Source organism: Ureibacillus thermosphaericus, assembly GCF_012396605.1.
Lineage (GTDB): Bacteria > Bacillota > Bacilli > Bacillales_A > Planococcaceae > Ureibacillus > Ureibacillus thermosphaericus.
In genome coordinates, this window is record NZ_JAAXPW010000014.1 from 53,944 (window position 1) to 69,277 (window position 15,334).

General features: G+C 36.5%; 14 protein-coding genes. 1 reads left to right on the forward strand and 13 read right to left on the reverse strand.

Annotated elements, in window-relative coordinates; translation table 11 throughout:
• Positions 1-174: 174 nt before the first annotated feature.
• The 13 genes from rpsU to gpr all read right to left on the reverse strand — a co-directional run bounded on the left by rpsU (position 175) and on the right by gpr (position 14,788).
• A complete protein-coding gene (gene rpsU, locus HF990_RS07565) occupies positions 175-348 on the reverse strand; it encodes a 30S ribosomal protein S21 (RefSeq protein ID WP_016838571.1) in 174 nt (57 codons plus the stop codon).
• Positions 349-450: 102 nt separating this feature from the next.
• Positions 451-1,104, reverse strand: a complete 654-nt coding sequence (gene deoC, locus HF990_RS07570; RefSeq protein WP_168412329.1) for a deoxyribose-phosphate aldolase — start codon at positions 1,102-1,104, stop codon at positions 451-453.
• Between the two features lie 146 nt (positions 1,105-1,250).
• On the reverse strand, positions 1,251-2,582 hold the full coding sequence (mtaB, locus tag HF990_RS07575) for a tRNA (N(6)-L-threonylcarbamoyladenosine(37)-C(2))-methylthiotransferase MtaB (protein ID WP_168412330.1): 1,332 nt from the start codon (positions 2,580-2,582) through the stop codon (positions 1,251-1,253).
• 15 nt (positions 2,583-2,597) lie between these two features.
• The gene (locus tag HF990_RS07580; RefSeq protein ID WP_016838574.1) at positions 2,598-3,338 is read right to left on the reverse strand and encodes a 16S rRNA (uracil(1498)-N(3))-methyltransferase; all 741 of its coding nucleotides are present in this window, start codon (positions 3,336-3,338) and stop codon (positions 2,598-2,600) included.
• 47 nt (positions 3,339-3,385) lie between these two features.
• Positions 3,386-4,321, reverse strand: coding sequence for a 50S ribosomal protein L11 methyltransferase (prmA, locus tag HF990_RS07585; RefSeq protein WP_026019091.1), 936 nt, complete (start codon positions 4,319-4,321; stop codon positions 3,386-3,388).
• Between the two features lie 34 nt (positions 4,322-4,355).
• Positions 4,356-5,489 carry a molecular chaperone DnaJ gene (gene dnaJ / locus HF990_RS07590; protein WP_016838576.1) on the reverse strand — a complete coding sequence of 378 codons (1,134 nt, stop codon included), beginning with the start codon at positions 5,487-5,489 and terminating at the stop codon, positions 4,356-4,358.
• 372 nt (positions 5,490-5,861) lie between these two features.
• Positions 5,862-7,685 carry a molecular chaperone DnaK gene (gene dnaK, locus HF990_RS07595; protein ID WP_016838577.1) on the reverse strand — a complete coding sequence of 608 codons (1,824 nt, stop codon included), beginning with the start codon at positions 7,683-7,685 and terminating at the stop codon, positions 5,862-5,864.
• Positions 7,686-7,733: 48 nt separating this feature from the next.
• Positions 7,734-8,372 carry a nucleotide exchange factor GrpE gene (grpE, locus tag HF990_RS07600; protein WP_096551231.1) on the reverse strand — a complete coding sequence of 213 codons (639 nt, stop codon included), beginning with the start codon at positions 8,370-8,372 and terminating at the stop codon, positions 7,734-7,736.
• A gap of 12 nt (positions 8,373-8,384) precedes the next feature.
• Positions 8,385-9,419: a heat-inducible transcriptional repressor HrcA gene (gene hrcA, locus HF990_RS07605; RefSeq protein ID WP_168412331.1), complete on the reverse strand. Its 1,035-nt coding sequence runs from the start codon at positions 9,417-9,419 to the stop codon at positions 8,385-8,387.
• Between the two features lie 89 nt (positions 9,420-9,508).
• Positions 9,509-10,651, reverse strand: coding sequence for a radical SAM family heme chaperone HemW (hemW, locus tag HF990_RS07610; protein ID WP_168412332.1), 1,143 nt, complete (start codon positions 10,649-10,651; stop codon positions 9,509-9,511).
• A gap of 121 nt (positions 10,652-10,772) precedes the next feature.
• Positions 10,773-12,602 carry a translation elongation factor 4 gene (lepA, locus tag HF990_RS07615; protein WP_168412333.1) on the reverse strand — a complete coding sequence of 610 codons (1,830 nt, stop codon included), beginning with the start codon at positions 12,600-12,602 and terminating at the stop codon, positions 10,773-10,775.
• Positions 12,603-12,907: 305 nt separating this feature from the next.
• Positions 12,908-13,708 (reverse strand): stage II sporulation protein P, encoded by an 801-nt coding sequence (gene spoIIP / locus HF990_RS07620; protein ID WP_168412334.1) that lies wholly within the window; start codon positions 13,706-13,708, stop codon positions 12,908-12,910.
• Positions 13,709-13,759: 51 nt separating this feature from the next.
• On the reverse strand, positions 13,760-14,788 hold the full coding sequence (gpr, locus tag HF990_RS07625; RefSeq protein ID WP_168412335.1) for a GPR endopeptidase: 1,029 nt from the start codon (positions 14,786-14,788) through the stop codon (positions 13,760-13,762).
• 161 nt (positions 14,789-14,949) lie between these two features.
• On the opposite strand from gpr, the gene rpsT reads away from it, so the two are divergent.
• Positions 14,950-15,210: a 30S ribosomal protein S20 gene (gene rpsT / locus HF990_RS07630; RefSeq protein ID WP_016838584.1), complete on the forward strand. Its 261-nt coding sequence runs from the start codon at positions 14,950-14,952 to the stop codon at positions 15,208-15,210.
• Positions 15,211-15,334 lie beyond the last annotated feature (124 nt).

Consider the following 15,334-nt stretch of genomic DNA (forward strand, 5'->3'; position numbering starts at 1 on the left):
ATTTAATACTTAATTATATTGTACATGAAAATCAATTGTTGTTCCTCTGTTAAGTATGTAAATGATTGAAGCATTAATGCAAAAAACCCTAGTATTTGTTTAACAAATACTAGGGTATGATTTACTAAGCTAAAGTGTATCTTACGCGTGTTACGAACGAAGGGTATAATTAGATTACCACTTACGTTTACGTGCAGCTTCAGATTTTTTCTTACGTCTTACGCTTGGTTTTTCATAATATTCGCGTTTTCTAATTTCTTGAATTGTACCACTTTTAGATACAGTTCGTTTGAAGCGACGAAGAGCATCTTCAAGTGTTTCGTTTTTTCTTACGACAGTTTTTGTCATCTCTTTTCCCTCCCTCCGAACACACGTCAATACACAGAAAACATGCGTTAATTGTGTACTCGAAAATTATATCGTATTGTAAATATTGAGTCAATAGAAATCCTATAAAGTTTCTTCAATAATTCTGACTCCGCTGCTAGTACCAATACGATTTGCTCCAGCCTCCAACATTTTTTTCATATCAGAAAAACTTCTAATTCCACCTGAAGCTTTCACGCCAACATGTTGGCCAACAGTTTTTCGCATTAATGCGACATCTTCTACAGTGGCACCTTTTTTTGAGAATCCTGTTGAAGTTTTGACAAATGCGGCACCAGCATCAACTGCCAATTGACACGCTCTCACCTTTTCTTCATCGGTTAACAAACATGTTTCAATAATTACTTTCACAATTTTTCCACCCGCAGCATCAATAACGTGTTGAATATCTTCTTTCACTCGTTCATAATCACGCGTCTTAAGCAATCCGATATTAATGACCATATCAATTTCATCTGCACCTTGTTCAATTGCTTGTTTTGTTTCAAATACTTTTGTTTCCGTCGTTGAAGCTCCGAGAGGAAAACCAATGACTGTGCAAACTTTAACGCATGTGTCCTGCAATAAATTTTTACAGTACTTTACCCAATATGGATTCACACAAACAGATGCAAAGCCATATTTTCTTGCTTCTTGGCACAATTTTCCAATTTGTTCTTTCGTTGCATCTGGTGAGAGTAACGTATGGTCAATATATGAAGCATAATTTGTTGTCATTGTAATTGCTCCTTTAATGTATTATTTATTCTTGTCCAATTGCCCTTATGATAACATACGAAAATCATTCATATTAAGGTGAAAATTGTTCAATGAATAAAACAAATGCGCATTCCTGTATCTGTACAAGAATGCGCAATGAATTATTATTGAACTTGTTCTTCTAATACGCGAACAAATTGACCTTCATTATATGGATATCCCGCTTTTGTAATCTTCACTTTAACTAGTTTTCCAATGAGATCTGCCGTTCCTTCAAAAACAACTCGCAAATAATTATCTGTATAACCGGCTAACATGTTTGGTCCAAATTCTTTCACATGTTCTTCAGGAATAACTTCCAATACTTCCCCTTCGAATCGAGAAGCGTATTCTTTCGCCAATTGATCATTTAATGTAATCAAACGATGTACTCGTTCATTTTTAACTTCTTCGTCAATTTGGTTTTCCATTCTTGCCGCTGGAGTTCCAGTTCTTTTTGAATATGGGAATACGTGTAACTCTGCAAATTTATGTTCAGCTACAAAGTTGTACGTTTCCATAAACTCTTCTTCCGTCTCACCTGGGAAACCAACGATGATGTCAGAAGTTATTGCCAAATTTGGCAATGCTTCTTTTAATTTATTTAATCTTTCCGCGAAGAAATCCATTGTATATTTTCGGCGCATACGCTTCAAAACTGTATCAGAACCAGATTGGAGCGGAATGTGTAAATGATTCACAACGATTTTCGACTTTCTCAATACGTCAATGACTTCATCTGTTATTTGAGAGGCTTCAATCGATGAAATTCGCAAACGTTTAATTCCTTTTACATTTGCTTCAATATCGCGTAACAATTGGGCTAAATTGTAATCTTTAAAATCTTGACCGTATCCACCTGTATGAATACCCGTTAACACGATTTCTAAATAACCTGCATCTACAAGCGCTTGTGCTTGTTTGATTACTGCTTGTGGATCACGTGAACGCATTAATCCGCGCGCCCAAGGAATAATACAGAAAGTGCAGAAGTTGTTGCAACCCTCTTGTATTTTTAACGAAGCACGAGTGCGATCAGTAAAATAAGGAACATCCAATTCTTCAAATACGCGATTTTTCATAATATTATGTACTGCATTAATTGGCTGTCTCTCTTTACGGTACTGTTCAATATAATCAAGCATTTTTACTCGATCTTGCGTACCTACCACAATGTCCACACCTGGAATTTCTAAAATTTCAGCAGGTGAAGTTTGTGCGTAACATCCTGTTACACATATCACAGCATCCGGATTTTGACGAATAGCTCTACGAATAACTTGGCGGGACTTTTTATCTCCTGTATTTGTAACAGTACATGTATTTATGACATAAACGTCTGCTTGTTCTTCAAAATCAACACGTTCGTAACCATTCTCTTTAAATAATTGCCAAATGGCCTCAGTTTCGTAATGATTTACCTTACAGCCTAATGTGTGAAACGCCACCGTTTGCAAGGCAACACACCTCTTTCATTCAAATTCATATGATATGGCAGAAAGGACATATAATGGCGCCGTTTCTGCACGTAAAATTCTTGGACCTAAAGCAACACTGAGTGCACCTTGTTCTTTTAGAAGTTCAATTTCTTTCCTTGAAATTCCACCTTCTGGGCCAAAAATAAATAAAATGCACTTCGATTCACTATCATACACTTTTTTTAGCTGATCCGCAAATCTTGTGCGCTTACCCTTAGCCTCTTCTTCATCAGCAACAAATACTGCATCGTATGAAGGAAATGTTTCCAATAGTTGTTTGAATGAAAGAGGAGGGGAAATAATCGGCACAAATGTGCGATGGGATTGTTCTGCAGCTTCCTGAGCTATTTTGGATAGCCGTTGGATTTTCTTATCGCTCTTTTTTTCATCCCATTTGACGATGGATCGTTCTGCTACAAAAGGAATCAATGCATGCATGCCAAGCTCTGTCCCTTTTTGTGCTATAAATTCAAGTTTATCTCCTTTAGGTAAACCGCAAGCAATGTCTACTTGAATGGGCATTTCAGGAGAAGGAATCGTTTCACCCGTTTGCTCTACTAACACTTCTTGTCCAACAGAAAGAATTGTACAAAGATAAGCAATTTCCTTTTGCACGACAATAATTTTGTCTCCTTTTTGCATGCGCATTACTTTCGAAATATGCCGAGCACTTTCACCTGTAATTGTCAATTGCTTTTGTTCATTAAATGGTTCATCAACAAAATACCTTTGCATTATTTCCTCCTAAAAGTAAGGAGTTGCCCTAAAGACAACTCCTAAAATTATTTTTTCGCAATGATGGATACCCAATCCTCCAGCATTAATACTTCTTCAATAATAAAACCTGATTTTTCAAGAGCACTTTTCACAACTTCTTTTTTCGCACCGATGATTCCAGATGTAATAAAGAATCCACCCGGCTTGATAATCGAATATGCATCATCTGTAAATGTCATGATGACTTCAGCTAAAATGTTCGCTACGACAACATCCGCTTCCGTTTGTACCTTTTCTAATAGATTTCCTTGCTCCACTTCCACAATTTTCTCGACATGATTTAGCTGAACATTTTCTTGTGCTGACTTCACAGCTACAGGATCTAAATCGAGAGCATGCACTTTATTTGCACCTAGTAGAGCTGAAGCAATGGATAAAACCCCTGAACCGGTACCAACATCAATGACTACGTCGCCCGCTTTCACCGTTTTTTCAAGAGCCTGTAAACACATGACCGTCGTCGGGTGAGTTCCTGTACCAAAAGCCATGCCAGGATCTAACTCAATAATGATTTCATCTGAATTTTTTGGCTGATAATCTTCCCAAGTAGGTACAATCGTAAATCGCTCTGACACCTTAATTGGATGATAGTATTGTTTCCAAGCAGTCGCCCAGTCTTCTTCGTGAACTTCACAAGTTGTTAATATATTTTCACCGACATTAATATCAAAATTCTTTAAATTTGCGATTGCAAGTTTTATCTCCTCAATAGTTTCCGCTAAGAAGCTGGATGCAGGAAGATAGGCTTTAACGATCACCCCTTGTGCTGGATAATCATCGGGATTTAATTCATAAATTTCTCCATATTGATTTTCACGATTTTTACTAAGTTCTGAAGATTCTTCAATGACAACTCCGCTTGCTCCAGCCTCATGAAAAATATTCGATACCGCTTCCACCGCTTCAGTTGTTGTTAGTACTGATAATTCAGTCCATTTCACTTGCAATCACACTCCACTTTTCTATCATTATTCCTTATTTTGTTTCACCTTTAAAAGTTTTTTTCAATTTATCAAATAATGAACTTCCTTGTTCTTCAGGAATATCACCGCTAATTTCAGCAAATTCCCGCAATAGTTGTTTTTGACGTTCTGTTAATTTCGTCGGAGTAACAACTTTTACATTCACGTATTGGTGACCTCTTCCATATCCATGAATATTTTTTACACCTTTATCTTTAATTCGGAATTGAGCGCCCGATTGAGTACCTGCTGGAATTTTTAATTTCACTTTTCCATGAATTGTTGGAACTTCAATTTCATCCCCTAAAGCTGCTTGAGGGAACGTAATTTTTAATTCGTAGTAAATATCGTCTCCATCTCGTTCAAAATAAGGATGTTTTCCAACACGAAAGACAATATATAAATCCCCAGGTGGTCCACCATTAATGCCTGGTTCTCCTTGACCAGATACGCGTAATTGTTGACCGTCATCGATTCCTTCTGGGATAGTAATTTTAATTTTTTTCCTTCTTTGTACAGTTCCTTTTCCTGCACAAGTCGAACATTTTTCCACGATTATTTTACCAGTGCCCTGGCAATAGCTACAAGTACGACGGTTGACAATGCGGCCTAATGGAGTATCAATAGCTTGGCTCATTTCCCCAGTACCGTTACACTTATCGCATGTTTTTGGTGATGTACCAGGTTTTGCACCAGAACCGTTACACGTATCACATTGTTCTTCCCTCGGGATTTCGATTTCTGTTTGTTTACCAAATACTGCATCTTCAAAAGAAATGTTCATACGATATTGTAAATCGTCACCTTTTCGAGGGGCATTCGGATCTCTTCTACGTCTTGAACCACCAAAGAAAGTATCAAAAATATCTTCGAAACCGCCAAAGCCACCGAAGTCACTAAATCCTCCGCCGCCAAAACCGCCTTGTCCATTGACACCTGCATGACCAAATTGGTCATATTGTGCTCTTTTTTGATCATCACTTAAAACTTCATATGCTTCACTAATTTCTTTAAATTTTTCATCTGCACCAGGTTCTTTATTAAGATCGGGATGATATTTTTTCGATAATTTTCGATATGCCTTTTTTATTTCATCCTTCGTTGCGTTTTTGCTTACGCCAAGGACTTCATAATAGTCGCGTTTCATACCTCACACTCGCTCTCTTTTACATAAGGTCTATTTTATCATATATGCTAAAGATTGAAATGAAGTTTATTTAAACCATGCAAATAAAAGATGAGAAAATTTAACACAGTTTTCTATTTCTATGATGTATCTGCCACAAACGCTACATTAAAAATTGCATTATTTTAATGTAAGCGTGTGCGAAAGATACTTTACCTTATAATGCTATCATTCAGTCTATATCATGGAAAAAGTCAAAGACCAAAAACGGCTTTGACTTTCTTGCTTTCCAATTATTCAATCAACCAATATTGACAATACAAATCGAAAGGCGGTCAACGAAGGAGGGTTTATTTATTAGAACCGCCTTTCGCTTATATCATTGGCAATTTATTATTTATCGTCTTTTACTTCCTCAAAGTCTGCATCTACTACACCGTCATCTTTTTTGTCTTCTCCTTGAGCATTGTTTGCTTGTGCTTGTTGTGCAGCTTGTTGATATACTTTCATCACTAACGGTTGTAAAACACCTTCAAGTTTTTCTTTTGCAGACTTGATATCATCAATTGAACCTTCTTTTAATGCTTTCGTTAACTCTTCTTTTGCATCTGTCACAGATTTCTTTTCATCTTCTGTAATTTGATCGCCTAAATCTGTAATTGTTTTATCAACTTGGAACACTAATTGGTCTGCTTCATTTCGAAGGTCTGCTTCTTCTTTACGCTTTGCATCCGCTTCAGCGTTCTCTTCTGCTTCTTTAATCATGCGTTGAATTTCTTCTTCTGATAAACCAGAGTTCGATTGAATAACAATTTTTTGCTCTTTGCCAGTGCCAAGATCTTTTGCTTTAACAGACACAATACCGTTTTTGTCGATATCAAATGTTACTTCAATTTGTGGTACACCACGTGGAGCTGGTGGAATATCTGTTAATTGGAATCGACCTAATGTTTTGTTATCTGCTGCCATTGGACGTTCTCCTTGTAAAACGTGAATGTCCACAGCTGGTTGGTTATCTGCAGCAGTAGTGAAAATTTGTGATTTTGATGTTGGAATTGTTGTGTTGCGTTCAATTAATTTCGTAAATACTCCACCCATTGTTTCAATACCTAATGAAAGCGGAGTTACGTCCAACAATACGATATCTTTCACGTCACCAGAGATTACGCCACCTTGGATAGCAGCTCCCATTGCTACCACTTCGTCTGGGTTTACCCCTTTATGTGGTTCATGACCTGTTTCACGTTTAACTGCTTCTTGTACAGCAGGAATACGAGTAGATCCACCAACAAGGATTACTTTATCGATATCAGATGCAGAAAGTCCAGCATCAGAAAGTGCTTGACGCACAGGGCCCATTGTGCGTTCTACTAAGTCTTTTGTTAACTCTTCGAATTTCGCACGTGTCAATGACATTTCAAGGTGTAGAGGACCTTCTGGGCCAGCTGTGATGAACGGTAATGAAATTTGTGTAGAAGTAACGCCAGATAAATCTTTTTTCGCTTTTTCAGCAGCATCTTTTAAACGTTGCATTGCCATTTTGTCTTTAGATAAGTCAATGCCATGTTCCTTTTTAAATTCTTCAACTAAATAGTCAATAATTTTTTTGTCAAAATCGTCTCCACCAAGTTTATTATCACCTGCAGTAGCAAGCACTTCGAATACACCATCACCAAGTTCAAGAATGGATACGTCGAATGTACCTCCACCAAGGTCGAATACTAAGATTTTTTGGTCTTCATCTAATTTATCTAAACCATATGCAAGAGCTGCAGCAGTAGGTTCGTTAATGATACGCTCTACTTCAAGACCCGCAATTCGTCCAGCATCTTTTGTCGCCTGACGTTGTGCGTCGTTGAAATAAGCTGGTACTGTAATGACAGCTTTTGTTACTTTTTCTCCTAAATAGTCTTCGGCATAGCTTTTCAAATATTGTAAAATCATTGCAGAGATTTCTTGAGGAGTGTATTCTTTATCCTCAATCTTTACTTTATAATCAGTCCCCATGTGAGACTTAATAGAGAGAATTGTATTTGGGTTTGTTATTGCTTGGCGTTTTGCCACTTCCCCTACTTGACGCTCTCCATTTTTAAATGAAACAGCAGATGGAGTTGTACGATTTCCTTCTGGGTTAGGAATGATTTTTGGTTCTCCACCTTCTAATACAGCTACACAAGAGTTAGTTGTTCCTAAGTCGATACCAATAATTTTACTCATATTGAATTTTGCCTCCTATTTCACACACAAATTTCATTCAAATTTCAATTATTCATTTACTGAAACCATGGAAGGTCTTAATACGCGATCTTTCAATTTATAGCCTTTTTGTAATTCCTTCAAGACAATGCCAGATTCTTTTTCTGAATCTGATTCTTGCATTACAGCCTGATGAACATTTGGATCAAATGGTTCACCGACAGCCGGAATCACTTCTAGCCCTTCTTTTTTCGTCGCATCTATGAGGGCATTATAAACCATTTCAATTCCTTTATATAGTGATTGAGCATCTTCAGAAGTAACTTTTACTTGAAGTGCCCTTTCGAAGTTATCAATAATCGGTAATAAATCTGTTAATAAGCTTTGAGCACGATATTTTTCTGCCGCTTGCAGGTCGAGCTGACTACGGCGACGCAAATTTTCAAAATCTGCTCTTAATCTTAAATAACGATTTTCTTCTTCTGCTAATTTTGCTTCTAACTCGGCTATTTTTGTTTTATATTCTTCTACTGATAGTTCTGCTTGTGAACTTTCATCAGCCGATGTATCTTCTTCTACATTCACGACTTCCTCGTCTATTAATTCTTCTGAATTCGAGAAAGTTGCTTCTTCTTTGAATGTTTGTTTTGTTTCTCCGTTTTCAACTGTTTCTTCTAGTTGGTCTTTGTTTTCTGTTGTTTCGGACACTGATAATCCTCCTTACTGTCCATCATTCAATTTTTCCGAAAAAGTTCTTGATAAACCTCTTCTTACAATATCAAGTAACGTCACGACCCGCTTATAGTCCATTCGCGTTGGCCCGATAATGGCAATGGCTCCGCTCTGCTCTTCACCAGCAGTATAGGAAGCGGTAATTACACTGCAGTTTTCGACTGCAATATGATTGTTTTCAGAACCGATTCGAATCGTAATGCCCTGTTTCACTGGTTGAAACAGTGAAATTACTTGGTTTTTCTTATCCATTAATTCCATCAACTGGCGGACTTTATTTAAATCATGAAATTCCGGCTGATTCAGCATATTTGTTTTTCCGCCAAAGTAAATTTTACTATCATTTTCCACAGATGCAACTTTTATTAACGAAAGAATGAGAGAATCAGCCATATGAACATGTTGTTTTAATACTTCATATGTTTCTTTTTCTAATTTACTTTGCAAATGAATTAACGGTACACCAATTAACCTTTCATTAAGAATGTTAACTGTTTTTTCAATATCTGAAGCATCAAAACCTTCAGGTAATGCTATAACTTGGTTTTCTACATGACCCATATCTGTTACGATAATCGCAACAGCTGTTTGTTTTGAAAGAGGTATAATTTGAAAGCGTTTAACCCGATGATCCGTAACATTTGGACCAAGTAGAATCGCTGTATAAGATGTTAATTCGGATAATATGCTTGCTGATTCACGTATGATTTGTTCAATTTCAACCTTTTGTTTTTCAAAGATGGATTGTATTAAATTTATTTCATGAACAGACATACGTTTCGGTTGCAGTAGGTGATCTACGTAATAACGATATCCTTTTTCTGAAGGAATACGTCCAGAAGAAACATGTGTCTTTTCTAAATACCCAAGCTCCTCTAAATCTGCCATTTCATTTCGAATTGTGGCAGGTGAGTAATTAATTCCTTTTTTCTTGGAAATTTGACGTGATCCAACAGGCTGAGCTGATATCACAAAATCATCAACGATTACTTGCAATATTTGTAATTGACGATCAGTTAACATTGAAACCACCTCTGTTAGCACTCATAAAAAGAGAGTGCTAATACTATAATTAAATTAACAAAACTATGAATTAGTGTCAATGAAATAACCTACTCGTACAATAAAAATTGTTGAAACACTTCATTTCCTAAAAAACGACCTTTTCTTGTTAGTTTTACTCGACCTTCCTCTTCCATCACTAACCCATCATCCATCAGTTTGCTTATAATCTCACCATATTTTTCATTTAACGAAAATCCTATTTTCTTTTCAAACTGTTGGTACGAAACTCCTTCATTTTTTCGTAATCCGAGAAACATTTCTTCTTCACATTTTTCGTTAATCGAAACTTGATGGCGATGAAGAATTGGCAGCTGTCCCATATGGATGGATTGTAAATATTTTTTGATAGGTCCATAATTGGAGTAGCGAATGCCATTCATATACCCATGGGCACCAGCACCGAAGCCTGCATATTCGTCGTTATCCCAATAAATTTTATTGTGAAGCGATTGAAAACCTTCCTTTGCAAAATTACTAATTTCGTATTGAGAAAGGCCGCTATCCTCCATACGCTCCATCAACAAATCATACATTTTCGCTTCCTGTTCTTCAGGTGGCAAATGCAACATTCCTTTTGAAAACTGAATGTAAAAAATAGTCTTTGGTTCCACAATTAATGAATATGCAGAATAATGGGGCAAGTTTAGTGCAAGAGCTTTTTCTAAAGTATCTTCCCACAGTTCAATTGACTGTCCAGGTAGCCCGTACATTAAATCAATGTTAATGTTCTGAAAACCAACAGCAATCGCATTGTCAATTGCTTTATAAACATCATCATTGGTATGTGTTCTCCCTAGTTTTTGAAGAAGTTGTTGATCAAATGATTGAACCCCTAAACTTAAACGGTTGACCCCACCATTTTTCAATGCTTTTAATTTTTCTATTGTTAATTCATCTGGATTAGCTTCAGCAGTGAATTCTATTACATCAATGTTTAAATGTTTTGCAATTAATTCTAGCAAACGGCTGATTTGATTAGGAGATAATGCTGTTGGTGTACCTCCACCTAAGTAGATTGTTTCTATATTTTCAAATTGCTCCGGCATATTATTTACAGCCATTGCAATCTCTTTCCCAACTGCTTCAATATATTCATCTACTGGCTGATTGTGAAAAAACACTTTATTAAAATCACAGTAATTGCATATTTGATGACAGAAAGGAATATGGATGTAAACTCCTCGGACCATTCTATCCCTTCTTTCTTTAACACTATTTATCTTACTATTGTACCGTTTCAATCATAAAATTCAATGTAACAAATAAAAAGCCATCCGACTACCGAATGGCTTTTCCAAATTTTTGTTTAACTCAGTTCTTTTCGTCATCCATTTTTAATACTGCCATGAACGCTTCTTGCGGAATCTCAACAGATCCTACTTGCTTCATGCGCTTCTTACCTTCTTTTTGTTTCTCAAGAAGTTTACGTTTTCTGGAAATGTCTCCTCCATAACATTTCGCTAACACATTTTTACGTATTGCTTTAATTGTAGAGCGGGCAATAATTTTTGTTCCAATAGCCGCCTGTACAGGTACTTCGAATTGTTGACGCGGAATAATATCTTTTAATTTTTCAACAATGACTTTTCCTCTTTCGTACGCAAAATCACGATGTACAATGAAGCTTAATGCGTCGACTTGATCACCATTGATTAAAATATCCATTTTCACAAGTTTCGAAGGTTTATAACCAATTAACTCATAATCGAATGAAGCATAACCTTTTGTATTCGATTTTAAGTGATCGAAGAAATCATAAACGATTTCTGAAAGTGGCATTTCATAAAAGATGCTCACTCGTGTTGAATCAATGTAATCCATGTTGATAAATGTGCCACGCTTTTTTTGGCATAATTCCATTACCGCACCAACATAATCGTTTGGCACCATAATGGTTGCTTTGACATATGGTTCTAACACTTGGTTTATTTTTTGTGGTGCTGGCATCATGGAAGGGTTATCCACCCTAACTTTTGAACCATCCGTTAATTCCACTTCATAAATAACAGATGGAGCTGTCGTAATAAGGTCAAGCTGGAACTCTCTTTCTAAGCGTTCTTGCACAATTTCCATATGCAATAAACCTAAGAAACCACAGCGGAACCCAAAACCTAATGCTTGAGATGTCTCAGGTTCAAATTGTAATGCAGAATCATTTAGTGCAAGTTTTTCTAATGCGTCTCGTAAATCGTTGTATTTTGCTGTGTCGATTGGATAAAGACCACAAAATACCATTGGATTTAGCTTTCGATAACCTGGCAAAGGTTCTTTCGCCGGACGATCCGCATGGGTGATTGTATCCCCCACATTCGTGTCATGAATATTCTTAATTGAAGCAGTAATGTAACCTACATCACCAACCGTTAACTCTTCAACAGGAGTCACTTTCGGCGTATGTACTCCTACTTCTACCACTTCATATTCCGCATTTGTTGCCATAAATCGAATTTTATCTCCAGGTTTTACTGTTCCGTTTACGATTCTTACAGAAACAATAACACCTTTATAAGCATCATATAATGAGTCGAAGATTAATGCTTGCAGAGGTGCATCTGGATCTCCTGATGGAGCAGGTACTTTTTCAACAATTTGCTCCAAAAGCTCATCAATACCGATGCCTGCTTTTGCACTCGCTAACACCGCATCTTCCGCATCGAGACCAATCACATCTTCAATTTCATTGCGAACTCTTTCTGGATCAGCTGCAGGTAAATCGATTTTATTTATTACCGGCAATATTTCTAAATCATTATCTAACGCTAAATAAACGTTTGCTAGTGTTTGCGCTTCAATTCCTTGCGCAGCATCCACAACTAAAATAGCTCCTTCACATGCAGCTAAACTTCTTGACACTTCATAAGTAAAATCGACGTGTCCTGGAGTGTCGATTAAATGGAAGATATAAATTTCCCCATCTTTTGCTTGATACTTTAGCTGAACAGCGTTTAATTTAATTGTAATTCCACGTTCTCGTTCTATGTCCATCGAATCTAGTAGCTGTTCTTTCATTTCTCGCTCTGTTAAAGCTTTCGTTTTCTCCAAAATGCGATCCGCTAATGTAGATTTTCCATGGTCAATATGAGCTATTATTGAAAAGTTTCTAATGCGTTCTTGTCGTTTTAAGCGTTCTTCACGATTCATATTTCCACTCCTAACAAATGCCTCCATGCGATTTGAATCTAACCAAAGTCATTTGGTTTTCGCAGGAGGCTTTTCACCTTTCACTATATACTGCTATTTTGTGTTGTTTTTCAACATGATTTTACAAAGTTACAATAAACTAAGTTGAATTATACTATGAAGTATGGCGTAAGCACAATAATAAACAAGATAAGCAAATAAAGGGAATCTTTATTCTTATTCTATAAAATAATCATAATTGCCTTGTGAAAATAAAAAATAGCGTTTAAAAGTCATTCTCTTAAACGCTACTTGCAAATATAAATTTATTGTTTTGCAATACTATTCGCCACCGCTTGCGCCATTACGGCAACAGTACGATAAACTTCATCTTCTGTATTATCAATGCCACCAATCTCCACTAATATCATTTCTTTTGCCAAATCTTGATTATATACCCCATCCACACCGCTGCCTTTTTTCTCAATAATACCTCTTGAAATATTTGGTATAATTTGATTCATTGAATCACTTAAGGCTTGAGCAAGCGTTTTATTAGATTTATAATTTGGATTTTCTGCACCAATAACAAAAGCTACTTTCGCATAGGAAACATTTTTATGAACAATCGTTGTTTTATTTCGAGAAGTAGAATCTCGATGAATATCCAAAATCAAATCATAATGATTTGATTTTAATTCTTCGGCAATATATGGCCTAGCTGTTTTATAAGCCTCATGAAAAGCTTTGCCATTCTGCTTCATGACATTCATTACATCTACATCAAGAGTTGTCGCAGAAATTCCATTTAACCGAAAATAATCTTCAAACAAACTTTGCATGGAAAATAAATTTGAATGATCATCGTATACAGCGACCATTCCCTTTTCATTCTCCACGAAAGGCTTATACGTTTCATGGGAATGGGTAAACACGAGCAACACTTTAAAAGGATCTATTGGAGGCGCAACATCAGATACTACTAAATCATTCGATGCATAGACTATCTTTTCTTCTGGTGTGGCAGGAACAAATTTCTCGTTGTTTGGAAAAGGTAATAGTCCTGTAATGATCGGTAACAAGAAAAAGAAAAGCAATAACAGTACAAATCCTTGAATTTTTTTCATCAAAGCATCCTCTCCTTCCACTACGATATGGAAGAAAGAGAATTTTTAGAACTAGTTCAATCTATCTTCTACCCAATTAAATAAACCATTGCTAATCAATACCGAATACTTCGTCATCCAAATGTCGACTTCTTTCGGCGTAACAATAAGTCTTTGCGAACCAGATAACAATACTTCCTCAAATAGTTGCCTTCTTTCAGCCTTTGACCAAGTCGACCATTCTCCAAAAATCGGTCGAACAACATTTAAATCGAGATCTGAATTTGAATCCGATGTCCAAGATGTGACAGAAAGTTTGCCAGAAGGCTTGTCTTTCTCTTGAATTTTTGTCGCAATGGAACGAAATACCTTATCTACCGCATCGGCAATAATAACCGTAGCATCAACGACCGTTGGAACACCGATTGCGGTTACAGGAATACCTAACACTTCTTTTGATATTTCTGCCCGCTGATTTCCGACACCTGACCCTGGATGAATTCCGGTATTAGTTATTTGGATTGTTTTACATAATCTAGCTGTTCCTCTCGTTGCTAAAGCATCGATGGCGATAACTAAATCGGGTTGAATTTTTTCTGATAATGCAAGTACAAAATCACTCGTTTCAAACCCCGTCTGCCCAGTTACACCCGGAGCATATAAAATAAATTGTTCATTATGTTCTTCTAACTGTCTTGATTGCATTGCATCAATAGTAAACGGGCCTATCGCATCAGGTGTGATTGTCTTATTGCCGAGTCCAATTACTAATATTTTACTCTTCTTTGTTAACTTAATATTTTGATGAATTTCATCGATATATTTAACAAATGCTTTTTCCAACTGCTTCATACCATCGTGATCGTCAATATTCAATGTTGGAACAGTTAAGGTAAAATATTGCCCTTCTTTTTTTCCAATCTCTTTAGCTCCTTCTTGATTGACTGTCACCTTTGTCACTTTTACTCGATTTTCGTAAAATTCTTCAAATTTGACGCCTTCTGTCTCATCTAGTTTCTCTTTTTGTTGTTTCGTTTGATGTTGAACAACCTCTTCTGTTTCATCAATTAAATCGGTTCTATTCCAGATAATTTCTTGCATTTTTATCACCTCTTCTCTATCATGTTCAATCTGTCAAGTAAATATTCTTTGCATTTATGTATTGCAAATATAGATTACCTTTTGTATAATGTTTTTTGTTGTATTGACAAATGATATTTTTGAAAAATTGTCATCTCGTATTTCAACTAGGAGGTGAAAAAATGCCAAATATTAAATCAGCAATTAAACGTGTAAAAACTACGAAAAAAGCAAACGTTGCAAACGCTCAAGCTAAATCAGCAATGCGTACTGCTGTTAAAAAAGCTGAACAAGCAATCGCAAGCGGTGCTGAAAACGCTCAAGAATTAGTGATTCAAGCTACAAGAGCTCTTGATAAAGGAGTAAGCAAAGGAATCATTCATAAAAATGCTGCAAGCCGTAAAAAATCACGCCTTGCTAAAAAATTAGCTCAAGCTAACTAATCGAGTAGGAGGGAGCGATTAACTCCCGTCCTCTCACACCACCGTACGTACGGTTCCGTATACGGCGGTTCAATTAAGATAATTGACGCAAGTTTTCATAACGAGCTTCAAGACTTTTCAGCCC